Origin of the sequence: Rivihabitans pingtungensis (genome assembly GCF_003201855.1) — a bacterium.
In the GTDB taxonomy this organism is placed as follows: Bacteria; Pseudomonadota; Gammaproteobacteria; order Burkholderiales; family Aquaspirillaceae; genus Rivihabitans; species Rivihabitans pingtungensis.
In genome coordinates this window covers 1-23,915 of record NZ_QJKI01000030.1, presented here as the reverse complement: position 1 = coordinate 23,915, position 23,915 = coordinate 1, and the positions used below count along the sequence as shown (strand labels likewise).

Below are 23,915 nucleotides of genomic sequence, written 5' to 3'. Positions count from 1 at the left end.
GTGGGATTCCTTTGTCTGGATCAGGGGGCGCGCCGGCGGCGGACGCGCCGGAATTCAGTTGGATAACCAAGGGGGTAAGGGTATGCTGGTATTATCTTTCCAGCAAGATACCCGGTAGGGTTTTACTTTATGTTACATGGCCGCCGACAGCGTGTGCCAACGCCAGCGCAGAAAGGGGCAAGACAATGAACCATATGCCACACCACGGCTGGGATGTCTCGCTAGACCCGCACACCGTGCCGGTGTTCCTCTGGCTGCAATGGGCACATCGCCGCTCATTGCAGCCCATGCAGCCAACACTGGCCCGACATGCGCTGTCCAGCGCCGAATTCGACCTGCTGGCCACCCTGCGCAACGCCGAACCGGATTACACCCTCACCCCCTCGCAATTGCTGGAACAGATGCTGCTGACCTCAGGCGGCTTGAGCAAGGTGATGGCGCAACTGGAAGCGCGCGGGCTGATTGCCCGGCTATGCCGCGACGACGACCGCCGCATCAAGCCGGTGCGGCTGACCACCGACGGCCAGGCGCTGATCGAACAAGCCATGGCCGACGCCGTGGCCAAGGCCGGCGCCTGGCTGCGCACGGCGCTGAGTGGGGAAGAACTGACCCAACTGACGGGTTTGTTGCAGCGGGTGGCGGAGGCAGACGTGCCGGACGAGAATGCGCCGACAGCGTGCTCAGGCGCTCAGTGATATCCCTGCCGTGGCGCTCACCCTCCCCACACCACCCCCGCCACCGCCCCCAGCCCGATCAACCACACCGGGTTGATGCGCCCGTACAGCGAGGCGGCCACCGCCACGGCGCATAGCGCGGCGTCGGCCCAGCTGTGCACGGTGTTGCGGGTGAGCACCCAGCCGGCGGCCAGGATCAGGCCGATGGTCAGCGGGGCCAGGCCGGATTTGATCACCCGCCGCCAGCGCGATTGCGGGTTGCGCGCCATGGTGCGCCCGGCGGCCAGCGCCAGGGTGGACGAGGGGCCGCACATGGCCACGGTGGAGGCCACCGCGCCGGGCCAGCCGGCCACTTTCCAGCCGATCAGGGTGATGAACAGCACATTGGGGCCGGGCGAGGCTTGGGCGATGGCGAACAGCGCGGCAAATTCGTCGCCGCGCATCCAGCCGCGCTGCTCGATCACATAGCGGTGAATCTCCGGCACCATGGCGTTGGCGCCGCCAATGGCCATCAGCGAAATCAATAAACACAGCCAGGCGATTTCCAGCCACAGGCTTTCGTCGTGCATGTCAGCGCTCCTCGCGCGCGGCCCACAGCAGCGCAATCGGGCCCACAATCAGCAGCACCTTGAGCAGCGGCCAGCCCAGGCCGGCGATGGCGGCCATGGCCAGCAGCGCCACCGCCACGGTGCGCGGGTTTTTTGGGTGCAGCCAGGCCATTTTGACGCCCATGGCCACCAGCAGGCCGCAGGCGGCGGCGGCCATGCCGCTGATGGCGTGCTGCACCATCGGCAGGTGGCCATAGCGCTGGTGCAGGCTGGCCAGGGTGAGCACCACCATCAGCGGCCCGGTCAACAAGCCGGCCACCGCCGCCAGCGCGCCGGGCAGGCCGCGACGGCGGTCGCCAAACATCACCGCCAGGTTGACGATATTCGGGCCGGGCAAGAGCTGGCCCAGGCTGAGCAGCTCGACAAACTCGGCTTCGTCCAGCCAGCGGCGTTTTTCCACCAGGGTGCGCCGGGTAATCGGCAGCACCCCGCCAAAACCGGACAGGGCGACGGCGGAAAACCCGGTGAACAGTTGCCAGACGGTGGGGGTGACAAGTGGGGTCATGAGGGATGTTCTCCTGGCGGCGACAAGGGCGCCATCATCGCATGGCGCGAGAGGGTGAACAAAAAACCCGCAAAAAATGGCGGGCATCTCGGGGAGAGAGCGCCCGCCCGAAGGCTGGGGAACTGACACGCCATGCCAGGGCTGAATCGGTCAGCAAATATCTATCTGCCAGCCCGACCCACCGCATGGCGGGCGGCGCTTATGCGCTGGGGAACACCCACACGTCTTCTGCCGGCAGCGCCAGCCAGTGTTCGCCGGGGGCCAGCGCGCGTTCGCCGTAGGCGCGCAGCCGGGTGTGGCCGGGGTGGAACAGGTATTCCCAGCGGTCGCCGAGGAACATCGAAGTGACCAGCGGCAGGGCGATGTGGTTGTCGCCGGGGCCGTCGGCCACGCGCACGCGCGCCAGCCCATCAGCGAGCGCGAGCGGGTATTCGAACGGTTTTACCGGATTCTCGGCCACAACGAACCCGGCTGCGGGCTGGGGCTGGCGATTGTGGCCGAGTGCGCGCGCGGACTGGACGCCAGCTTGCGGCTGAGCGAAGGCGCGCATGGCCGTGGGCTAAGGGTGGAGGTGCGGCTGGCGGCCTGCCCGGCGTCTGGCTGAGTGACTCAGGGCTTGTCGCACTGGCGCGGAGTGAGGCCTTTTTCCCTGGCGTATTTGGCTGCGGATTGCTCGATGATCGGCCGCAGCAGCGCGCGGTCGGCCTGAATCCAGTCGCTGACAGGCAGCCAGTGCTGGCCATCCCACTGTTGCAGGCGCACTGCGCCGCCGCCCTCGTGGTCGGCGCAGGAGAGCTTCAGCGGCTGCAACAGGCCCAGCGCGCCGACTTCTTTCAGCCGTTTGTTGTCAAAGCGCAGTTGCTCGAAGCCCCAGCGCAGCTCTTCGCCAGACAAGGTTTTCACCCCAAACCGGGCCTGCGCCAGCCGCACCGCCTCGACATTCAGGATGCCGTTGACCACGCCCAGGTTGTAATACACCGTGCCAAAACGCTCGGCCGGCAGATTGCCGTGGCCGGGGTCGATCACGTGCTGCTTGATCTGCTGCAACACCGGAAACTGCGTGCCGGACGGATGAGTGGTGATCGACAAAAAGCCCTTGGCGGCGTCGCCGGCCGGGCGCACGTCTTCTTCTGAATTACTCCAGATATTGCCGATGATGCGATTGGCCGGGTAGCCGACCTTTTGCGCGGTCTTGATCGCCACCGGGTTCATCACCCCCCAGCCGCGCAGAATCACCCAGTCCGGCTTATCGCGGCGGATGGCCAGCCATTGCGCCTGCTGCTCGTTACCGGGGTGCGGCACTTCGACATGCTTGGCCTGAAAGCCGTATTTCTTGGCTAGCAGATCAATGATCGGGATGGTTTCCTTGCCATAGGGCGAGCCGTGATAGATCACGGTGATTTTTTTGCCCTTGAGTTTGTCCAGCCCGCCGGCCTGCTGGCCGATGTAGTTGACGATGGCCGAGACTTCCGAATACGGGTTCAGCTGCAAGGGGAAAATATACGGAAACACCCGGCCATCGGTGGTGTCGGTGCGGCCGTGGTTGATGGTGATCAGCGGAATCTTGTCGGCGGTGGCGCGCTCCAGCAAGGCGTACAGAATGCCGACTGAATACGGGTTGAACACCGAAGCCGGCGCACCCTGATGGCCGCCCTTCATGCGCTCGTAGCACTCCACACCACGTTCGACGTTCCATTCGGTTTCGCATTCGGTCCAGGTCAGCTTGACGCCGTTGACGCCACCGTCGCGCTCGTTGATCAGCCGCATATAGTCGATGAAGCCGCCAAAAAAGCCCGAGCCGCCGGCGGCGTACGGGCCCACCCGAAAACTGGTCAGCGGAAAATACTGCTGCGCCGGCTGGGCCGGGGCGGCGTGGGCGAGACTGGCCAGGCTCAGGCCCAGCGCCAGGGCCATGCTGTGCAGGGGAAATTTCATCCGGATTCTCCTTGACGCCGCTCACCACACCCTGCTGACTTTGCCGCGCAGCAGTCTGCGCAGCGTGCCTGGCGGGCTGTGCGGCCGCCGACAGCACAAGTCGCACGACAAGATCGCACAACAACGCCAGGCGGGCTGTGTGAGCGGCTTAAAGCAAACAGCGCGGCCGCCCGACGGCGGCCGCATTGAGGATTTACGCGTGTTGCGCGCGTTGCTTGTAGGCTTCGATATCGCGGTACTGCGCCGCCGGGTGCTCGGCCGGCAAGAGCGGGCCATCGCCGAACAGTTTTTCCCGCAGCGTGCCTTCGCGGTAGGCGGTGGGGTAGACGCCACGGCGTTGCAGCTCGGGCACCAGGTGATTCACCACGTCTTCAAAGCTCTCGTGCGCCACCGCATAGGCCAGGTTGAAGCCGTCCACGTCGGTGTCTTCCACCCAGCTTTGCAGGATGTCGGCCACGGTGGACGGCGAGCCGACAAATACCGGGCCCAGGCCGCCAATGCCGGCCCATTGCGCCAGCTCGTCGATGGTCCAGGATTTGTCGCCCTGCGCCAGATGCTCGACCACCGAGATAATGGCGTTGGTTTCCACCTGGCGGACATACTCGCCGGGGGCGTACTGGCCAAAGTCGATGCCGCTCCAGCCCGACAGCAGCACCAGCGCGCCATCGCGCGACACATAGCGCTGGTATTCCTCGAACTTGGCCTGCGCCTTGGCGTCGGTTTCATCGACGATCAGCGTCACCAGGTTGTACACCAGCAGCTTGCGCGGGTCGCGGCCGGCGGCGGCGGCCTTGGCGCGCACCTCGCGCACGTATTCCTTGAGCACCGCGCGGGTGGGGGTGGAGACAAACACGCACTCGGCGTGCTCGGCGGCAAACGCCTTGCCCGCGCCAGAGGCGCCGGCCTGAAACAACACCGGGGTGCGCTGCGGCGAGGGTTCGCACAGGTGGTAGCCGGGCACGTCGAAATATTTGCCCTTGTGGCCGATTTCGTGGACTTTTTCTGGCACGGTGAACACGCCGCGCTCGCGGTCGCGCACCACGGCGCCGTCTTCCCAGCTGCCTTCCAGCAGCTTGTACAGCACCTCGACATACTCGCTGGCCACGTCATAGCGGTTGTCGTGGCGGCGCAGCCCGGCTTCGCCGACGTTTTTGGCGCCGCTTTCCAGGTAGGAGGTGACGATGTTCCAGCCCACCCGGCCCTTGGTGTGGTGGTCGGCGGTGGAAAGCCGGCGGGCAAAGGTGTACGGGTGTTCAAACGAGGTGGAGGCGGTGACGCCAATGCCCAGGTGTTTGGTGGCCTGGGCAATCGGCCCGGCCAGTTGCAGCGGATCGTTCACCGGAATCTGCACGCCCTGGTGCAGGGCGTGGTGATTGTCGCCCTTGTACACGTCGTAATAGCCGATGACGTCGGCGATGAACACCGCGTCAAAAAAACCGCGCTCCAGAATCTTGGCCAGATCGGTCCAGTATTCCAGATCCTTGTATTGCCAGGAGCGGTCGCGCGGGTGGCGCCACAGGCCGGGCGACTGGTGGCCCACGCAGTTCATTTCAAAGGCGTTGAAGCGGATGGTCTTGCTCATGAGAGGCCTTTCCGCCGCCCACCGCCGGCGCAGCGGCGGGCGGCAAGCGGGATCAGTTCCACGGATGGCGCGGCGGGTTGACCTGATTCAGGTAGTAATTGCCGACATGGAAGAATTTCCAGCGCACCGGATCGTGCAGGGTGTGCACGCGGGCATTGCGCCAATGGCGGTCCAGGTTGTACACCGCCAGCGTGGCGCGGGTGCCGGCCAGCTCGAACAGCTTGTTGGTGGCTTCGATCGAGTTTTCCGTGCTCAGCACCTTGGCTTCGGCGGTGGCGATGGTGGCCTGCGACACGGTGTCTTCGTTCGGGGTGACCAACGCTGCGTCAATCAGTTGGCCCGCGCGCGCCAGCAGCGCGTCGGTGGCGTGCTGGGTGATGGCCAGCCGGCCGATGGCGGCGATGGTGAACGGGTCTTCGCCGGCGCGCTCCTTGCCGCTGTCGATCCACGGGCGGCTGCGGGTGCGCACAAATTCAATGGTGTCGGCAATGGCGCCGTCGGCAATGCCGGCGTCGATGGCGGCCTGGATGATTTGCGAAATCGCCCCGGCGGCGGTCGGCGTGTCGAAAGCCTTGATCGGCACCACGCGCGACTTGGCCACCTGCACCTTGTCGATTTTCACCGAGCCGGACGCGGTGGTGCGCTGGCCAAAGCTCGACCAGTCGTTGATCACCGTCAGCCCCGGCGCTTCGCGGTCGGCAAACACCAAAAAGCCCTCGCCGGCGTCGTTGACGGCGACAATCGGCACAATGTGCGCCAGCAGCGCGCCAGTGGTGTAGAACTTCTCGCCATTCACTTCCACCGTGTCGCCCAGATCAGTGACCTTGGTTTCAAAGGCGGCGACGTTGCGGCTGTTCAGTTCAGAAAACGCATTGCCAAAGCGGTAGCCCTTGAGCACCAGCTCGAACAGCTCGCGTTTTTGCTCTGGCGTGCCGTCCAGGTCGATATGGGCGACCAGCACGTAGTGATTCTGGGTGACCTGGGCGATGCTGGAATCCGCCGCGGAGATGATTTTCACCACTTCGGCCAGCGTGGCGTACGACACGCCGGCGCCGCCATAGGCCTTGGGCACATTGATGGCCCACAGGCCGCTTTGCGAATAAACATCCACTTCGTCCAGCGGCAGCCAGCCTTCGCGGTCGCGCAGCGCCGATTCTTCGCGGAACTGCGCGGCCAGGCGGCGGGCCACGGCAATGGCTTCGGCGTCGTCACGGATCACGTGTGCCGGGGTGGAGGGTTTCGGGCGGGCGACAAACGGTTCTTTGGCGTTGACGCGCACGCGGGCAGTGGCGGTTTGGGTGCTCATGGTCAGTCCTTGATGAAGTCAAACGCGCTTTTTGGGCGCAAGTTGCCCCGCCGGGCCGCGGGCGGGCGGCTCGGCTGGGTGGGCTTGGGTTGGATCAGTGCGAAAGGGTCAGGCGGTCTTGGCCGGCGTCTCAGCCGCCGGGCTGCCGCCGATTTGCCAGACATACGGCGGTTCGGTGCCGTTGATCGCCCAATCGCCAATCACCTTGGCCTTGTAGACCAGCGGATTGTGCGTGGCGACGGTGCGGGCATTACGCCAGTGGCGGTCCAGCAGGCGATCGGCGACGGCGGCGGAAGCGCCCAGGGCGTTGAACAGGTCGGTGCTGGCGCGCAGCGCCAGATCGGCCACCACCAGTTGGCCCTTGGCCGAGGCCAGCTCAGCGTCGATATTGGCCTGGCGTTCGGCCTCGGCGTCGCCGGCAAAACGGGCTTCGTAGGCGCGCTGCGCCGGTTCGGCGGCGGCCACGGCGGTGGCTTCTGCGGCAAAGGCCAGCGCATGCAGCTGACCGACCACTTGCTGGATCTGCACGTCATGGCGCACCAGCGGGGCGTTGCCGTGGCTGAAAATCCGTGTGCGGCCACGCACCGCCTCGGCGGCGTCGCGGGCGGCGGCGCGGCTGATGCCGGCCAGCACCGCCAGCAGCACCAGCTGGTACAGCGCGGTCTGGTATTTGAAGCGGCTGGAGAACGGCAGGATATTGTCCGGCTCGACCACGGCGTTATTGAACACCGAGGCGCCGCTGCCGGTGGTTTTCTGGCCAAAGCCGTTCCAGTCGTCGAATTGCACCACGCCGGTCTGGTGGGTGCTGACGGCGGCGATCACGTCTTCGCCGGTGTCTTCGCGGCGGGCGAACACGTCGATCCAGTCGGCAAAAATACTGCCAGTGCTATAAAACTTGCGGCCGTTCACCACCCATTTGCCGTCCTGTTGCGACACCTTGGTGATGACTTCGCCGATTTTCACGTCGCCGACTTCCGTCCAGGCGTTGCCCACCAGCTCGCCGGCGACAAAGCGCGCCAGCCAGCGGTCACGCTCAGGGCTGGGCGCGGCGTTCAGCCGGTCTTCGACAAAGGCAAAGTGGCCGCGCAATGCCTGCGGCAGATTGGCGTCGGCCTCGGCCAGCTCGATCAGCAGGCGAAACAGCTGCGGCAGCGAGGCGCCGGCGCCGCCATGCGCCACCGGCACGCGCACCGCGCCAAAGCCGGCTTCTTTCAGCCAGCGAATCGGTTCGTAGGGCAGGCTGCGCGAGCGTTCGCGCTCCAGCTCGCCTTCGGCGATGCGGGCAAAGATCGGCCGAAAGCGCGCCGCCAGGGCTTCGTAGTCGGCGCCGGTGGACAGTTCAACAACAGGGGGATTCACGCTCATGATGGATTCCTTGGTCAGCAAGATGTCGGGTTGGCGATGTGGCTTTGGCCGCGCTGCTCAGCGCTGCTCACAAAACTCAGCGCAGCGCTCCTGACTAGGCGTGTGGCCGTAGACAGTACGAGCTGTACGGCAAGGCCACACAACAACGTCAGGAGGGTTTTGTGGGCAGCGCTCAGCCGCGTGCGCGCAGCCAGGGCCGTGCACGGCTTACCGCCAGCTCAATGCGCTCGGCCAGCGCCGGGCTGCTGATGCGGTAATCGGCAAAGTCGGCGTCGGTGGCGTACACACCCAGCGGCAAAGTCAGGGTCTGGAAAAAGGCAAACAGCGGGCGCAGCTGGTGTTCAATCACCAGCGCGTGGCGGTCGCTGCCGCCGCTGGCGGCCAGCAGCACCGGCACGTTGAACAGCGATTCATGGTGGATCAGGTCAAACAGATGCTTGAACAGGCCCGGATACGAACCGCGATACACCGGGGCGGCCACCACCAGCACATCGGCGCGCTCGATGGCGGCAATCGCCTGGGCCAGCGCCGGCGGCGCATCCTTGGCCGACACCACGCCCGGCAGCAGCGGCGCCAGCTCGGCCAGCGACACCTGGGTGATTTCGGTCGCTTGGCCAGCCGCCAGGCCGGCGGTCAGGGCGTCAAGCAGCGCGGCGCTGCGGGAGGGTTGGCTGGTGCTGCCAGATACGGCCACCAGCTTGATCGGGGCGCTCATTGGGAAACTCCTGTGCTAAAAACATGGGCAACTGGCCTTTGCAGCAAGTGTGCCAATATTTAACTTATTGTTTTTAATGTATTTATTTTCTTTGCGGCAAATTTGATTGCCGGCTGTTCAGCAACGGCTGCTGCCTGGTAGTCAGTCCACCAGCAGCGCCTGGCGCGTTATGGCAACCAATGGCCCAGCCGGGTGCGCTTGGCGTCCAGGTAGCGGCGGTTGTCGGCCTGCGCCTCAGTCGCCAGCGCCACCCGCTCCACCACCTCCAGCCCGGCGGCGTCCAGCGCCGCCAGCTTGCGCGGGTTGTTGGACAACAGCCGCACCTGGCGCACCCCCAGCGCTTGCAGCATGGCGGCGGCGGCGCGGTAGTCGCGGCTGTCCACCGGCAGGCCCAGCGCCAGATTGGCCTCCACCGTGTCCAGCCCCTGCTCCTGCAAGCGGTAGGCGGACAATTTGTGCCCCAGGCCAATGCCGCGCCCCTCATGGCCGCGCAGGTAGAGCAACACGCCCACCCCCTCGGCCTGGATGCGCTGCAACGCCTGATCAAGCTGCTCGCCGCAATCGCAGCGCCGCGAGCCCAGCACATCGCCGGTCAGGCATTCCGAATGCAGGCGCACCAAGGCCGGCCGCGCCGGGTCGAGCACGCCGACGGTCAGCGCCAGATGTTCCACGCCATCGGCGGCAAAGGCATGCGCGGTGAATGCGCCATGGCGGGTGGGCAGCCGCGCGCTGGATAGCCAGCGCACTGGCGCGGCAGCAGAAAGGGTGAGCGTTTCAGACATGGCGAACACCAGAAAAAAATCAGACAGGACGCGCCGCCCGGCCAACAAGGCGCGGGCGGCAGTCAATCAAAACACGTGCAAAAAGCGCAGTTGCAAGCCGTGGGTCTTGGCGCCGTTTTTCACCTCGGTGTCGGCGCGGTACTGGAATTGCAGGTTGTCGGTTTTGCCCAGCCAGTAAGACACCGTGCCCAGCGCAGTGGTGGTGCGGGTGCGGTCGTGCTGATCGACGCCGCGCACCTGGGTGGCGCCACCCCAGACGTGATAGACGCCCAAGGAGCTGGTCAGCCCCGGCGCAAGCTGGTAAGTCAGTTGCGGCTGCAGCGAATACAGGGCTTTTTGCGCCAGGTGGCCGCCGCCAGCGATGTCGCGGTTGTCGCTAAACCACTGTGCGTCGCCAATCACGTCCAGCGTGGTTTTCTCGCCCAGCCCGACCGACAAGCCGCCTTGCAGGGTGAGTTTCCAGCGGTTGTCGCCAGGGTTCAGCGGGCGATTGCTGTTGTAGCGGCCCAGCGGCAGATGCAGATACGGGGTGACGGCAAAATACAGGCGCTGCTCAGGCCGGTTCACCAGCCACACCGGCAAACCCAGAATCGGGTCGCTGATGCCATCGGCGCTGACGGTGTTGCCCTTGCCGCCGACTTCCACGCTCACGGCCGGCAGCAGCACCTGCGGGGCAATGCGAAAGCCGGCCAGCTCGGTGTAATGCACAAAACGGGCAATGCCGACATCGGCCTGAATGCTGTTCTGCGCCACCTGGCGGCCATCGGCGTATTGGCTGGACGAATGGTTGTTCTGGTAGTAAATCGCCGCCAGCGTCGTGCCGGCCGGCGCCGGCACATAATCCAGCGGGTCGGTGTTGATGCCGGCAACCGCCGGCCCGGCGGCCAGCGCCAGCCACACGGCGGCGGGGAGAAGTTTTGTAGCATGCATCGGATGGGGTTCCTGTGGTGTATGGGGGAAGCGATATGCGTGTTCCCTATTGCCAGATGCGTGCCAGTAATTAAAACCATGAATTTAAATGGATTTATTTGAAAATTGATCCGCGGCGTGCTGATCAGTCAGCAAGAACGTGCTGGTGAACTGCTGGCTGGGTGGGCAGCGCGCTGCCCATCAACGCCGCTCAAAAAATCCTTCTGGCGTTGTTGCGCGGCAGCGGCCGCACGCCTCGCCAGGCACGCTTTGCCAAGGTTTCTCACCAGCAGAAAAAACGCCCCGGCAATAAGCCGGGGCGCAAGCTGCGGCGTGGGGGACGCCGCGCGAGGAGAAGTCTGGGGTAAGCGGCGCTACGCGCCGTCTACTTCAGCGCGCTGATGGCGCCAATCTTGATCAGCCGCGAGCGCATCACATTGCGGCTTACGCCGAGCATGCGCGCGGCTTGCACCTGGTTGCGGTGGCAGTAGTCGTAGGCGGCGCGGATGACGGTTTCTTCAATCCAGTCGTACAAATGCTCGTGCTCGAGCTGAAACAGCGCTTGCAGCGCGCTGCGCAGCCGTTCTTGCGGTTCGCCGCTGCACGGGTCGGCGGCGGCGGGCGCGCCGGGGCGCGGGGCCAGCGGCCAGGACAGCGGCAGGTGGATGTCTTCCGGGCGAACCTGGCCGTCCTTGCAGATCAGCAGGGCGTGGTGAATGATGTTTTCCAGCTCGCGGATATTGCCCGGCCAGGCGTGCGACAGCAGCTTGGCTTCGCTGTCGGCTTGCAGGCTGACGCGCTGGTAGCCCAGCCGGCGGCGATATTCGTCGATGAAATAATGCGCCAGCGGGATGATGTCGCCGGGGCGGTCGCGCAGCGCCGGCAGGGTGAGCAACGCCACGCGCAGCCGGTAGTACAGGTCTTCGCGGAAATTGCCGGCGGCGACGGCTTCTTCCAGGCGCACATTGGTGGCGGCGATCAGCCGCACATTGATCGGGATGGCCTTGCGCGCGCCCAGGCGCACCACTTCGCGCTCTTGCAGCACGCGCAGCAGCTTGACCTGGATATGCAGCGGCAAGTCGCCGATTTCATCCAGAAACAGCGTGCCGCCGTTGGCGGCTTCAAACCAGCCGGGCTTGGCGTCAAACGCGCCGGTGAACGCGCCTTTTTCGTGGCCAAACAGCTCGCTTTCCACCAGGTTTTCTGAAAACGCCCCGCAATTGACCGCGACAAACGGCCGGCCCTGGCGCTGGCTCAAGGCGTGCACATGGCGCGCCACCAGCTCTTTGCCGGTGCCGGTTTCGCCAATGATCAGCACATTGGCCTCGCTGGGGGCGATCTGGCGGATGCGCGCCAGCAGCGCCACCGATTGCGGGTCTTCAAACACCTGCGCGGTGGCGCGGATCGAGGTGGTCAGCGACTGCGGATTAGGCAGGGTGATCACCCCGCGCGTGGGGTCAGCCGGCGGGCGTGAGGGTGGGGTCGATGGGGGGGTCATGAATAAAACGTCGGCGTGGGGTAGCGTTCGGTCAAGGCCCATGTGCCTAGCTCCCTTATCTTGTAATCAATCGGGTCGTGCAGGGTGTGGGTGCGCAGATTGCGCCAGTAGCGGTCCAGGCGCAGGCCGGCGTGGGTGGCGCGCGCGCCGGCCACGTCGAACATGCGGCTGGTGAGGTCCAGCCCCACCCGGGTGGCGGACACTTTGGCCAGCGTCACCGCCAGCGCCACGTCGCCGCGCATGCTGGCGTCCAGCGCCGCCTGACGGCGCCAGGCGTCGTCAAACAGCGCGGCGGCGCGGTCGGCCAGCGTGCGCACGGTTTCCAGCCCCATCCAGAATTCACCGTAGTGATTGAGGATGTAAGGATCGTCGGCCATCTGGCGGTGGCCGGACAAAAACCACGGGCGTGCTTCATGCAGGGTGTAATGCCGGGCGTCGGCAAAAGCGCCTTCGGCAATGCCCAGATAAATATTGGCCAGAATCAGCTGCGCCAGCAGCGAGCGCAAACAGGCGTAAGGCGTGCTTAATGGCCCAGGGTTATCCAGGATTTCCTGATGCTCGACGCGCACGCGTTCGAAATTGACGCTGCCGCTGTCGGTCTGGCGCTGCCCGATATTGTCCCAGTCCTGAATAATGCTGATGCCGCTACGGCCGCTGGGTAATGCCATGGTAATAAATTCGCGGTCGCGCTCGCGAATGGCGGACACCAACAGCATTTCGGAATCCAGCGCGCCCGAGCAAAAACTTTTTTTGCCAGATAATTCATGGCCGCCGCTGGCTTCGCGGCACAGCGTGCGGGTGTCCAGCGGGTTCATGGCGTTGCCCCAAAACCATTGCCGCCGGGGGGTGTGTTCAAACCACGGCTGCCATTGCGCCGGCTGGCCAAACAGCCGCACGGTGGCCAGCATCAGGTGGTGAAAGGCAAACACATGGCCAATCGAGCTGTCGGCTTGCGCCAGTTCGCGCACCACGCGCATGGTCAGCGTCCAGTCTGCGCCCAGGCCGCCGTACTCGCGCGGAATCGACAAACGCAGCAGCCCGCTGTCGCGCAGCGCGTCACGCTCGGCCTTGGGCGTGCCGCCGCGCTGGTCGCGCTCCACCGCCGTGCGGGCAAAAGCCTCGGCCAACGCGCGGGCGGTGGCCAGCGGGTCGGACACGGTGGGGAGTGTTTCGCAAAAAATGGGCATGGGCGCGTTCTCGATGAGGCGGAAAAAACCAGCCATGGCGATGCTGCGCTGCCAGCAAAAGCGCAAGCCATATCGCTGCTGCCCAAACAGCATACGTCATTGCATTGCAACAAATATGCGGAAAAACAGCTTTATTAAGCACAAATTCTGCTGAAAGCGCCGTGCCCCTGTTGCTGAATCAGCAGACTGCGGATGACTTGCTGATTCAGCAGCAGGCCGCATGTTTTTTTGCCCGACAAATTATCGCCGCCCGCGCGGCAGATTCAGCAATGCCTGCTGGATATTCAGCAAAATTGCGGCCCCGGCAACAGCATCGGCAAAAAACCGGCTGGCGCGCCGCCATGGCACGCTCCCTGCTCAAGAGGTGGCCAGGCAATCGGCCGCAGCCAGCGGGCCGAGCGCATATTTCATTCAGCCATTCGTCATTCGGGGCCCTTTTCATGAGTTTTTCCCAACACGAGATTTCCGCCGACGCCCGCGAGGCGATTTTTCATCAGGCGGCGCGGTTGGCGGCGCGCTTTGCCGAAACCGCCGTCGAGCGCGACCAGCGCGGCGGCACGCCCAAGGCCGAGCGCGATGCGCTGCGCGACAGCGGGTTGCTGACCCTGATCATCCCGCGCGAATACGGCGGCCTGGGCGCCGGCTGGCAGGACACCCTGAATGTGGTGCGCCAGTTCGCCCGCGTGGACAGCTCGGTGGCGCATGTGTTTGCCTTTCAGCATCTGTTGTTGGCCACCGTGCGGCTGTTTGGCCGACCGGCGCAATGGCAGCCGTGGTTCGAGGCCACCGTGCGCGAGCGCTGGTTCTGGGGCAATGCGCTCAACCCGCTGGACGGCCGCACCGAGGCGCAGCCAGACGGTGATGGCTATGTGTTTCATGGCAGCAAGAGCTTTTGCTCGGGCGCGCTGGATTCCGACATGCTGGTGGTGTCGGCCCGCCAGCCCGGCGCCGACAAGCTGCTGATTGCCGCCGTGCCCAGCCGCCGCGAGGGCATTACCCTGTTTCACGACTGGGACAATATGGGCCAGCGCCAAACCGACAGCGGCAGCGCCGATTTCAAGCAGGTGAAGGTGGCGCACAATGAATTGCTGCTCGACCCCGGTCCGCTGTCCACGCCGTTTTCTGCACTGCGCCCGCTGATCGCCCAGCTGATTTTGTCCACCATTTATCTGGGCATTGCCGAAGGCGCCTTGTCCGAGGCGCGCCGCTACACCTTGAGCCAGCGCCGGCTGTGGCCGGCCTCGCTGGCGCAATCGGCCAATCAGGACCCGTACACCCTGCTGCATTACGGCGAATTCTGGGTGGGGCTGGAAGGCGCGCGGCTGCTGGTGGAGCGCGCCGCCCGCCAGCTGGATCAAGCCTGGCGACAGGGTGAGGCGCTGACGGCGGACGAGCGCGGTGAACTGGCCATCAGCATCGCCACCGCCAAAGTGGCCACCAACCAGGTTGGGCTGGAATTGACCAGCCGGATGTTTGACGTCACCGGCGCGCGCGCCACCAGCGCCGCGCTGCGGCTGGATCGTTTCTGGCGCAATTTGCGCACCCATTCGCTGCACGATCCGGTGGATTACAAACTGCAGGAACTGGGCGATTGGGCGCTGAATGACGCATATCCAAAGCCGTCGTTTTATTCTTGAATGGATTTGAATCACCGCCTGTGCGGTGGCGAAAGCCACAGAAAAACTTCAGGGGGATACCCATAAAAAAACCGGCCGTTGGCCGGTTTTTTTATTTCTACAAATTCATTGTGGCGGCCCATGGTTTTTAATGTGCTGCTTATTCAGCAGCTTTTCAGCACGGCTGTGCTGAATGCGCAGCGGGCTTATTGGATAATTAAAATACAAGCCATTGAATTTTATGATTTTATTTTCTGGCACAGCAAATGCTATAGAAACAAATGAAAACCCCGGTCACGATGATTTACTGGCTTGATTGCCCACCCCATCGCCCAGGGAAATTATTTCAGCCCTTATTCCGAAGGAGAGCATAGCATGAGCCAAACCCCGATCAAATTTGCTTACTGGGTGCCCAATGTCAGCGGCGGTCTGGTGATCAGCAAGGTGCCGCAGCGCACCAGCTGGGACATCGACTACAACCGCAAGCTGGCGCAAATTGCCGAAAAAGCCGGTTTTGAATATGCGCTGTCGCAAATTCGCTTCACCGCCGGCTATGGCGCCGAGTATCAGCATGAATCGGTGGCGATCAGCCATGCGCTGCTGGCCGCCACGGACAAGCTGCGGGTGATTGCCGCCATTCTGCCCGGCCCGTGGCATCCGGCGGTGCTGGCCAAGCAGATCTCCACCATCTCGCACCTGACCAATGGCCGTATCGCCGTGAACATCGTGTCCGGCTGGTTCCGCAGCGAATTCACCGCCATCGGCGAGCCGTGGCTGGAGCACGACGAGCGCTATCGCCGTTCGGAAGAGTTCATCGACGTGCTCAAGGGCATCTGGACGCAGGACAACTTCACCTACAAGGGTGATTTCTACCGCTTCCACAACTACAGCCTGAAACCCAAGCCGCTGCAACAGCCGCGCCCGGAAATCTTCCAGGGCGGCAGCTCGCGCGCTGCCCGCGACATGGCCTCGCGCGCTGCCGACTGGTACTTCACCAACGGCAACACCGTGGAAGGCATCAAGGCCCAGGTGGATGACATCCGCGCCAAGGCCGCCGCCAACGGCCACACGGTGAAAGTGGGCATCAACGCCTTCATCATCGCCCGCGACACCGAAGCCGAAGCCCAGCAAGTGCTGGCCGAAATCATCGACCACGCCGACCCGGACGCCGTGCGCGCCTTTGGTCACGAAGTCAAGCAAGCCGGCGCCGCCAGCCCGGAAGGCGAAGGCAACTGGGCCAAGTCCACCTTTGAAGACCTGGTGCAATACAACGACGGCTTCAAGACCAATCTGATCGGCACCCCGCAACAAATCGCCGAACGCATCGTCGCGCTCAAGGCGGTGGGCGTGGATCTGATTCTGTCCGGCTTCTTGCACTTCCAGGAAGAAGTGGCCTACTTCGGCGAAAAAGTGCTGCCGCTGGTGCGCGAGCTGGAAGCCCGCCAAGCCGCCGCGCGCGAAGCCGTGCCGGCCTGACGGAGCGCACGGCCATGGCCAAGCCTTTGACCTTGCCATCGGCGGCCACCCTGCCCGCCGTCTTGCTGGAGCAGGCCGCGCGCCAGGGGCGGCGGGCAGCCTTGCGTCACAAGCGCCTGGGCGTGTGGCGCGAGCGCAACTGGGCCGAGCTGGCCGACGAGGTGGGCCGGCTGGCCGCCGCGCTGGCCGGGCTGGGCCTGGGGCCTGGCCAGCGTCTGCTGGCGCTGACCCCGCCGCGCCCGCAGACGGCGCTGCTGAGCCTGGCCGCGCACTGGCTGGGCGCCGAAGTGGCGGCGCTGGATCCGGCCTTGCCGGCCGAGGCGCTGTCCGGCCTGATCGCCGCCGCCCAGCCTGCCGTCACGCTGATCGACGGCCCGGCGCAGCGGGCGGTGACGCTGGCCGCGCTGGGCGAGGCGGCGCCGGTGATTTATCTGGACGCCCGCCGCGAAGCGCAAGCCGGCGGCCCGGCCGGGCGCGCCTACGCCGAGCTGCTGGCCGGGCAGGCCGCGCCGCCTGCGCTGGCGGCGACGCCTGAGCAGACGGCTTTCCGGTTTTTCCGCTGGGGCGAGCATGGCGGCCTGGAAACCCAGGCGCTCAGCCACGCCTTTTTGCTGCAAGAAGGCGGCGAACGGGTGCGCGCCCATGGCCTGAGCGCCGATGAGCGCGCGCTGGCGGCGCGCGCCTTTGCCACCGCCGAGCAGGCGCGTCATCTGTTTGCGCCATGGCTTTTGGCCGGATTTTCGCTGAATTTCCCGGAAAACCTGGCCACCCGCGACCAAGACCGCTGCGAGCTGGGCCCCACCCTGGTGGCCGGCACGCGGGAAACCTATGGCCGCCTGGCCGACGACGTCGCCCGCCGCCTGCCGCCGCCGGGGCACTGGCAACGCCGGCTGGTGGACTGGGCGCTGTCTGGCCAGGGCGGCGCGCCGGGTCGGGCTCTGGGCTACTGGCTGGTGCGCCGTCCGCTGCTGGATGTGCTGGGCTTGATCCACACCCGCCATCCCTTGCTGCTGGGGCCGCCCTTGCCGGCGGCGCAGGCCGAGTGGTTTGCCCGGCTGGGGGTGCGTTTGCATGCGCTGCCCGATGTCGCGCGCTGGCAAGAGGCGTCTGCGCCGGCCACGGCGGCGCGGCCGTTTGTCACTTCTGCCGGAGCCTGAGGCATGTCCGCTGAATTGTTGCGCTTGTCGAATATTTCTTTGTCGTTCAAAGGCGTCAAAGCCATCACCGACATCAGTTTTGCCGTCGCCGAGGGTGAAATCTGCGCGCTGATTGGCCCCAACGGCGCCGGCAAGAGTTCCTTGCTGAACGTCATCAACGGTGTGTACGCGCCGCAGGAAGGCGACATCCATTTTGCCGGCGAAACCCGCCGGCGCATGTCGCCGCACCACGCCGCCGAGCTGGGCATTGCCCGCACCTTTCAGAACATCGCCTTGTTCAAGGGCATGTCGGTGCTGGACAACGTCATCAGCGGCGCCAACCTCAGCAGCCGCGCCAGTTGGGCCGAGCAGGCGCTGACCCTGGGCCGCGCGCCCGGCGAGGAAGACCGCCAGCGCGAGCAGGCGGAAGAGATTCTGGATTTTCTGGAGATTCAACCCTGGCGGCAGGCGATTGTCGGCGAGCTGCCCTATGGCCTGCAAAAGCGGGTAGAGCTGGCGCGCGCGCTGGCGGCGCAGCCGCGGCTGTTGCTGCTGGATGAGCCGATGGCCGGCATGAACCAGGACGAAAAGCGGGCAATGAGCCGCTTTATCCGCGCCGCCAATCGCGCCTTTGGCGCCACGGTGGTGTTGATCGAACACGATATCGGCGTGGTGATGGATGTGTCCGACCACATCGTCGCGCTGGATTACGGCAAAAAAATCGCCGACGGCGACCCGGATACGGTGCGCCATCACCCGGAGGTGATTGCCGCCTACCTGGGCGCGGCGCATTGACAGCCGCGCCGCGACAACACGCCAACGTCTGGCGGGTGTGGTGAGCGGCGCCAGGCAGACCACGACGATGTTTTGGGAGGGCTGATGTCTTTTTTTATGGAAGTGCTGCTCGGCGGGCTGCTGGCCGGGGTGATGTATTCGCTGGTCGCCATTGGCTTTGTGCTGATCTACAAGGCGTCCGGGGTGTTCAACTTTGCCCAGGGCTCGATGGTGCTGTTTGCCGCGCTGACCTTTGTCAGCCTGCTGGAGCGTGAAGTCCCGTTTGCCCTGGCGCTGGCGCTCACCCTGCTGGCCATGCTGGCGCTGGCGCTATTGATCGAGCGGCTGGTGTTGCAGCACCTGGTCAACCGGCCGCCAATCACCCTGTTCATGGCCACGCTGGGGCTGAGCTACATCATCGAGGGCGGCGCCCAGTTGTTGTGGGGCTCGCAGGTGCATGGCCTGGAGCTGGGCATCGACGACGTGCCGCTGGAAATCGGCCCCCTGTTGCTGTCGCAGTTTGATTTGTTTGCCGCCGCCACCGCCGGCGTGCTGGTGGCGCTGCTGTCGCTGCTGTTCAGCCGCACGCGCATGGGCTTGTCGCTGCGCGCCGTGGCCGACGATCCGCTGGCGGCGCTGGCGGTGGGCATCGGCCTGCGGCGCATGTGGGCGATTGTCTGGGCGGTGGCCGGCTTTGTTGGCCTGGTGGCCGGGCTGTTGTGGGGCGCGCGGCTGGGGGTGCAGTTTTCGCTGTCGCTGGTGGTGCTCAAGGCGCTGCCGGTGCTGATCATCGGCGGCTTCACTTCGATGGGCGGGGCGATTGTCGGCGGCTTGCTGATTGGCGGCGCAGAAAAGCTGGCCGAGGTGTATATCGGCCCGCTGGTCGGCGGCGGCATTGAAAACTGGTTTCCGTATGTGCTGGCGCTGGCGTTTTTGCTGGTGCGGCCGGCCGGGTTGTTTGGCGAGCGCGCCATCGAGCGGGTGTGACCCGCGTCATCAGGAGCTGACACGATGTTTTATCTGGAATCCGGGCAGTTTGCCACCGCCTACCGGCAGGACCGTCGGCTGTTTCGCCTGCGCCAGCAGCGCATCGGCCTGTGGCTGACGCTGCTGGCCGCCTACACGGTGGTGCCGTGGCTGGGCAACGATTATTGGTTCAGCGCCATTCTGATTCCGTTTCTGGTGCTGTCGCTGGCCGGACTGGGGCTGAACCTGCTGACTGGCTACGCCGGCCAGCTGTCGCTGGGCTCGGCGGCCTTCATGGCAGTGGGGGCGTTCACCACCTACAACCTGGTGCTGCGTCTGCCTGGCCTGCCCTTGCTGGTCGGGGTGGCCGGCGGCGGGCTGGCGGCGGCGCTGATTGGCGTGCTGGTCGGCCTGCCCAGCGCGCGCATCAAGGGGTTTTATCTGTTGGTGTCCACGCTGGCGGCGCAGTTTTTTGTGCAGTGGGCGCTGACCAAGTTCAGCTGGTTTTCCAATGACAGCGCCTCCGGGGTGATCACCGCGCCGCCGCTGGTGGTGGCCGGCCAGGATTTCAGCTCGCCGCTGGGCCGCTATCTGCTCACCCTGAGCGTGGCGCTGCCCTTGGTGTGGCTGGCGCGCAATCTGGTGCGCGGCGAATTGGGCCGCTACTGGATGGCGGTGCGCGATATGGACACGGCCGCCGCGGTGATTGGCATTCCGGTGTTCAAGGCCAAGCTGCTGGCCTTTGCCATCAGCAGCTTCATCCTCGGCGTGGCCGGCGCGCTGTGGGCGTTCACCTATCTGGGCACGGTCGAGCCGCATGGCTTTGACCTGAACCGCTCATTCCAGGTGCTGTTCATCATCATCATCGGCGGCATGGGCAGCATTCTGGGCAACTTCCTGGGGGCGGCGTTCATCGTGCTGCTGCCGGTGGCCCTGTCGGTGCTGTCCGCCAGTTATCTGGCTGGCTGGCTGCCGTCGGGCGAGCTGGAAAACCTGCAAAAAATCATTTTTGGCGCGCTGATCATCGTGTTCCTGATCAAGGAGCCCGATGGCCTGGCGCGGCTGTGGCGGCAGTTTGCCGCGCGTGTGCGGGTGTGGCCGCTGCGTTACTGAGCCACGCGCCGCGCAAACCGATTGCACCGTATTCATATTGAGACACCACCCATCGGGCATTTCCACCCTTCTCTACAGGAGCTTGTTATCCATGGCACGATCTTCCCTTCGCGCACTCCCGCTGGCGCTGGCCATCGGCCTGGCCGCCTTCAGCAGCAGCAGCCAGGCAGCCGGTGAGCAGTATTTTCCGCTGCAAAGCTACCGCGTCGGCCCATACGCCGCCGGCGGCACCGGGTTTTTTGGCGGCTTTATTGATTACCTGCAATACATCAACGCCAAAGAAGGCGGCGTCAATGGCGTCAAGCTGACCTGGAGCGAGTGCGAAACCGAATACGTGGTGGAAAAAGGCGTGGAGTGCTACGAGCGCCTGAAAAAAGGCCTGAACGGCGCGCCGGCGGCGGCCACCAACCCGCTGTCGGTGGGCATCGCCTACGCCACGCTGGATCGCTCCACCGCCGACAAGCTGCCGCTGATCACCATCAACCATGGCCGCACCGATTCCACCGACGGCAGCGTGTTCCCCTATGTGTTCCCGCTGCAGTTGAACCCGTACTCGGAAGTCTCGGCCATCATCAACTACATCGGGCAAAAGAGCGGCGGGCTGGACAAGCTCAAGGGCAAGAAAATCGTCACCCTGTTCCACGGCTCGCCCTACGGCAAGGAAACCAACCCGATTCTGGAATTGCTGGCCAAGAAATACGGCTTTCAGCTGACCCTGCTGGAAGTGCCGCATCCGGGCAATGAACAGCAGTCGCAGTGGCTGACCATCCGCAAGGAGAAACCCGATTGGGTGATTCTGCGCGGCTGGGGGGTGATGAACCCGGTGGCGCTGAAAACCGCGCAAAAAACCGGCTTCCCGGCCGACCACATCATCGGCAATATCTGGTCCAACTCGGAAGATGACGCCGCCCCGGCCGGCGCTGCCGCCAAGGGCTATGTGTCGATCACCACCCACCCGTCCGGCACGCAGTTTCCGGTGTTGCAGGGCATCAAGAAAACCGTGATCGACGCTGGCAAGGGCAATCTGGCCGACCCGAAACGCTTTGGCAATGTCTATTACAACCTGGGCGTGGTCAACGGCATTCTCAACGTGGAAGCGGTGCGCGTGGCGCAAGCCAAGTTTGGCGCCAAGCCGCTGACCGGCGAGCAGGTGCGCTGGGGCTTTGAGCACATCAAGTTTGACGAGAAACGCCTGAAAGAAGTTGGCGCCTACGGCCTGCTGCAACCGCTGAAGCTGTCGTGCTCGGACCACGAAGGCGGCGGCGCGGTGCGCTTCCAGCAGTGGGACGGCAAGCAGTGGAAGGTGATTTCCGACTGGGTGCAGGCCGACCGCGCGCTGCTGCGCCCGATCATCGAAACCTCGTCCAAGGCCTACGCCAAGGAAAAGGGCATCACCCCGCGTGATTGCAGCAAGGAATCCTGATCCCACCCAAGCGGCGGGGCGCCCGCCCCGCCATGGAGCCCGCCATGAGCCAACCCCCCTTGCTTGAGCTTGAACAGATCAAGGTGGTGTACAACCAGGTGATTCTGGCCGTCAGTGATATTTCGCTGCGGGTGGACGCCGGGCAGATTGTCGCCCTGCTCGGCGCCAACGGCGCCGGCAAGAGCACCACGCTGAAAACCATTTCCGGCCTGGTCAGCGCCGAGCGCGGCCAGCTGGCCGCCGGCGCCATCCGCTATCAGGGCGAGGCCATCACCCACGCGCCGGCCGCCCAGCTGGCGGCGCGTGGGCTGGTGCAGGTGCTGGAAGGCCGCCACTGCTTTGCCCACCTGACCGTGGAAGAAAACCTGATCACCGGCGCGCTGGCGCGCCGCGCCTCACGCGCCGAACTGGCGGCGGACCTGGCGCGCATCTATGACTATTTTCCCCGGCTGAAAACCCGTCGCCACAGCCAGGCCGGCTACACCTCGGGCGGCGAGCAGCAAATGACCGCCATCGGCCGGGCGCTGATGGCGCGCCCGCGCCTGGTGTTGCTGGACGAGCCGTCGATGGGCCTGGCGCCGCGGATTGTCGAAGAAATTTTCGACATCGTGCGTCAGCTGAATCAGCAAGAAGGGGTGAGTTTTTTGCTGGCCGAGCAAAACGCCAATCTGGCGCTGCGCTATGCCGACGCGGCCTACATCATCGAAAACGGCCGTGTCGGCCTGGCGGGCCCGGCGGCCGAACTGCGTGGCCGCCCGGACATCCAGGCGTATTACCTGGGGCAGGCGCTGGCGGCGTAAACCCGACGCGACGGCCAGCAGGCCGCCGCGCCAGATTTACACCAGAAAATCCCAAGCAGTCTGCACCAGATAGTGCTTCTGCATCTCGCCAGACACCATGAACGCATTGGCCACCTGCTCCAGCGTCATGCCACCCGACTGCATCTGTTGCACCCAGGCCATCTGGCCGTTGGCGTCCGCCTCACGCCCCAGCACCGCCCGATAGAGCATGGCCACGTCGTGGCTGGGGTCGCCATTCAGCATCAGGCCACGGGCAGCGGCTTCGGCCGAGTGGATCATATGCAGCGCCAGCGCGCCCAGGCTGTTGCCCTGGGCTTGCAGCTGGCCAAAATAATCAAATCCAAACAGATCAGGCTGACGCCCCAGAATTTGCAGGTAAGCCCCCGCCAGCACCTTCAATTCGTCACGCGCCTGGATGGTCTCACTGCTATCGGCAAATTGCAGGGTTTCCACATTCACCACCAGCGTGCTCTTGCTGGTGTCGGCATTGTTGATCACCTTGACGTAGCCGTCGTGCCGCTCGACGGTGTAATCCGCGCGCTTGCCGGTAAATTTGGCGGTGTCGCTGTCGGTGCCGCCGTGCAGGGTGTTCTGGCCGTTCTCGGCATTGAAAGTATCGTTGCCGCCCTGGCCAAACAGTTTGTCGTTGCCTTTGCTGTTGTTCAGCACGTCATCGCCAGCCCCCGAATACACGGTATCGTTGCCGGCGCCCAGATCCAGCGTTTGCGCCTTGTTGTCGGCAATCAGCAATTGGTTGCCATCACCGGTGGTGATGTTCACCTCGCCGACCACAGCGGCAAAGTTGATGTTCTCGGTGGAAACCTTGCTGTTTTTCGGCAGATTGCTGAAATCCAGCACCAGGGCGGTGTCGGTATTGCTGTCGCTGGTCTGGCCACGGAGCACCAGACTGCCGGCGGCATCCTTGCTGGAATCAGCGCTGATCACCACGGTACGAACCCACAGGTCGACACTGTTGGGCAGGGTTTTCAGGAAGAAATTACCCAGATCCACCATGCTGTTCTGGTCGGCGGATTTGTCCACCGTGCGGCTCTTGATGGCGGTGATCAGGTCGGTTTTGTCGGTCTTGGTGCTGTCGCCGCCGATGGAGGTCATGCCGATGCCGGTGGGGATTTCGGCCTTGATGATCGGGGTGCTGCTGCTGCCGGCCAGCGGGATGTCGGCGTTCGGGCTGCTGGGGTCTTGGTCTACCCGATTGCGGGGAATCACCGGAATATTCAGGCTGGGCACGTAGCGGCCATCCGCACGCCAGACGCTGCCGGCGGTGACTTCCACACCGTCGAACAGCGGATTGCTGTTGCCCCCGCTGGACGGCGGGCTGACCACGGGGGCGGCCACGCCATTCAGGGTCAGTGTCTTGCTGTCCTGCTTGGCACCTCCCGCGCCACTCAGCCCATTGTCATCGCTGTCCAGCGTGATGGTGAACGGCCCGGCCATGCCGGCCGGGGTGGTGGCGGTCAGCCGACCGGCGGCAATAAAGGCATTCAGGTTGGCTTGCGAGCCAGTCAGCGTGATGCTGGGCGAGCC

The 23,915-nt window shown here is 64.7% G+C and carries 23 protein-coding genes; 10 read left to right on the top strand and 13 right to left on the bottom strand.

What is annotated here, in order from left to right:
• Nucleotides 1-185: 185 nt before the first annotated feature.
• Nucleotides 186-695, top strand: a complete 510-nt coding sequence (locus DFR34_RS15240; protein ID WP_110392013.1) for a MarR family winged helix-turn-helix transcriptional regulator — start codon at nt 186-188, stop codon at nt 693-695.
• Nucleotides 696-712: 17 nt separating this feature from the next.
• On the opposite strand, the gene DFR34_RS15235 is transcribed toward DFR34_RS15240, so the two are convergent.
• The 3 genes from DFR34_RS15235 to DFR34_RS15225 all read right to left on the bottom strand — a co-directional run bounded on the left by DFR34_RS15235 (nt 713) and on the right by DFR34_RS15225 (nt 2,178).
• The gene (locus tag DFR34_RS15235; RefSeq protein ID WP_110392012.1) at nt 713-1,243 is read right to left on the bottom strand and encodes a chromate transporter; all 531 of its coding nucleotides are present in this window, start codon (nt 1,241-1,243) and stop codon (nt 713-715) included.
• A 1-nt stretch (nt 1,244) separates the two neighbouring features.
• Nucleotides 1,245-1,787 carry a chromate transporter gene (locus tag DFR34_RS15230; RefSeq protein ID WP_110392011.1) on the bottom strand — a complete coding sequence of 181 codons (543 nt, stop codon included), beginning with the start codon at nt 1,785-1,787 and terminating at the stop codon, nt 1,245-1,247.
• Between the two features lie 199 nt (nt 1,788-1,986).
• A complete protein-coding gene (locus DFR34_RS15225; RefSeq protein ID WP_211309448.1) occupies nt 1,987-2,178 on the bottom strand; it encodes a hypothetical protein in 192 nt (63 codons plus the stop codon).
• Between DFR34_RS15225 and DFR34_RS17280 the strand changes: the two genes are divergently transcribed.
• A complete protein-coding gene (locus DFR34_RS17280) occupies nt 2,152-2,391 on the top strand; it encodes an ATP-binding protein (protein WP_170121698.1) in 240 nt (79 codons plus the stop codon). The two genes, DFR34_RS15225 and DFR34_RS17280, sit on opposite strands and share 27 nt — an antisense overlap.
• Before the next feature lie 5 nt (nt 2,392-2,396).
• On the opposite strand, the gene DFR34_RS15220 is transcribed toward DFR34_RS17280, so the two are convergent.
• From DFR34_RS15220 to DFR34_RS15180, 9 genes are all read right to left on the bottom strand, one after another.
• A complete protein-coding gene (locus DFR34_RS15220) occupies nt 2,397-3,722 on the bottom strand; it encodes an ABC transporter substrate-binding protein (RefSeq protein WP_110392010.1) in 1,326 nt (441 codons plus the stop codon).
• 193 nt (nt 3,723-3,915) lie between these two features.
• Nucleotides 3,916-5,304: an LLM class flavin-dependent oxidoreductase gene (locus DFR34_RS15215; RefSeq protein WP_110392009.1), complete on the bottom strand. Its 1,389-nt coding sequence runs from the start codon at nt 5,302-5,304 to the stop codon at nt 3,916-3,918.
• Nucleotides 5,305-5,356: 52 nt separating this feature from the next.
• Complete coding sequence (locus DFR34_RS15210) at nt 5,357-6,610, bottom strand: SfnB family sulfur acquisition oxidoreductase (RefSeq protein ID WP_110392008.1); 1,254 nt, start codon at nt 6,608-6,610, stop codon at nt 5,357-5,359.
• A 108-nt stretch (nt 6,611-6,718) separates the two neighbouring features.
• Nucleotides 6,719-7,975, bottom strand: a complete 1,257-nt coding sequence (locus DFR34_RS15205; RefSeq protein WP_110392007.1) for an acyl-CoA dehydrogenase family protein — start codon at nt 7,973-7,975, stop codon at nt 6,719-6,721.
• A 172-nt stretch (nt 7,976-8,147) separates the two neighbouring features.
• Complete coding sequence (gene msuE, locus DFR34_RS15200) at nt 8,148-8,690, bottom strand: FMN reductase (RefSeq protein ID WP_110392006.1); 543 nt, start codon at nt 8,688-8,690, stop codon at nt 8,148-8,150.
• Nucleotides 8,691-8,857: 167 nt separating this feature from the next.
• Complete coding sequence (gene ribA, locus DFR34_RS15195) at nt 8,858-9,472, bottom strand: GTP cyclohydrolase II (RefSeq protein ID WP_110392029.1); 615 nt, start codon at nt 9,470-9,472, stop codon at nt 8,858-8,860.
• A gap of 66 nt (nt 9,473-9,538) precedes the next feature.
• Complete coding sequence (locus DFR34_RS15190) at nt 9,539-10,402, bottom strand: transporter (protein ID WP_110392005.1); 864 nt, start codon at nt 10,400-10,402, stop codon at nt 9,539-9,541.
• A 364-nt stretch (nt 10,403-10,766) separates the two neighbouring features.
• Nucleotides 10,767-11,879 (bottom strand): sigma-54 interaction domain-containing protein, encoded by a 1,113-nt coding sequence (locus tag DFR34_RS15185; RefSeq protein ID WP_110392004.1) that lies wholly within the window; start codon nt 11,877-11,879, stop codon nt 10,767-10,769.
• On the bottom strand, nt 11,876-13,066 hold the full coding sequence (locus tag DFR34_RS15180; protein WP_110392028.1) for an acyl-CoA dehydrogenase family protein: 1,191 nt from the start codon (nt 13,064-13,066) through the stop codon (nt 11,876-11,878). The genes DFR34_RS15185 and DFR34_RS15180 overlap by 4 nt, the downstream gene beginning before the upstream one ends.
• 440 nt (nt 13,067-13,506) lie before the next feature.
• On the opposite strand from DFR34_RS15180, the gene DFR34_RS15175 reads away from it, so the two are divergent.
• The 8 genes from DFR34_RS15175 (at nt 13,507) to DFR34_RS15140 (ending at nt 22,370) form a co-directional block, all read left to right on the top strand.
• Nucleotides 13,507-14,703 (top strand): acyl-CoA dehydrogenase family protein, encoded by a 1,197-nt coding sequence (locus DFR34_RS15175; protein ID WP_110392003.1) that lies wholly within the window; start codon nt 13,507-13,509, stop codon nt 14,701-14,703.
• 354 nt (nt 14,704-15,057) lie between these two features.
• Nucleotides 15,058-16,158, top strand: a complete 1,101-nt coding sequence (gene sfnG, locus DFR34_RS15170; RefSeq protein WP_110392002.1) for a dimethylsulfone monooxygenase SfnG — start codon at nt 15,058-15,060, stop codon at nt 16,156-16,158.
• 14 nt (nt 16,159-16,172) lie between these two features.
• Nucleotides 16,173-17,315: an AMP-binding protein gene (locus tag DFR34_RS15165; protein ID WP_245906916.1), complete on the top strand. Its 1,143-nt coding sequence runs from the start codon at nt 16,173-16,175 to the stop codon at nt 17,313-17,315.
• 3 nt (nt 17,316-17,318) lie between these two features.
• Nucleotides 17,319-18,089 (top strand): ABC transporter ATP-binding protein, encoded by a 771-nt coding sequence (locus DFR34_RS15160; protein WP_110392001.1) that lies wholly within the window; start codon nt 17,319-17,321, stop codon nt 18,087-18,089.
• A gap of 84 nt (nt 18,090-18,173) precedes the next feature.
• Complete coding sequence (locus DFR34_RS15155) at nt 18,174-19,055, top strand: branched-chain amino acid ABC transporter permease (protein WP_110392000.1); 882 nt, start codon at nt 18,174-18,176, stop codon at nt 19,053-19,055.
• A gap of 24 nt (nt 19,056-19,079) precedes the next feature.
• Nucleotides 19,080-20,147, top strand: a complete 1,068-nt coding sequence (locus DFR34_RS15150; protein WP_110391999.1) for a branched-chain amino acid ABC transporter permease — start codon at nt 19,080-19,082, stop codon at nt 20,145-20,147.
• Nucleotides 20,148-20,238: 91 nt separating this feature from the next.
• The gene (locus DFR34_RS15145) at nt 20,239-21,570 is read left to right on the top strand and encodes an ABC transporter substrate-binding protein (protein ID WP_110391998.1); all 1,332 of its coding nucleotides are present in this window, start codon (nt 20,239-20,241) and stop codon (nt 21,568-21,570) included.
• Nucleotides 21,571-21,614: 44 nt separating this feature from the next.
• Nucleotides 21,615-22,370, top strand: a complete 756-nt coding sequence (locus tag DFR34_RS15140) for an ABC transporter ATP-binding protein (RefSeq protein ID WP_110392026.1) — start codon at nt 21,615-21,617, stop codon at nt 22,368-22,370.
• 36 nt (nt 22,371-22,406) lie between these two features.
• On the opposite strand, the gene DFR34_RS15135 is transcribed toward DFR34_RS15140, so the two are convergent.
• A partial coding sequence (locus DFR34_RS15135; protein ID WP_146215173.1) for a DUF4214 domain-containing protein occupies nt 22,407-23,915 on the bottom strand: 1,509 nt, incomplete at its 5' end.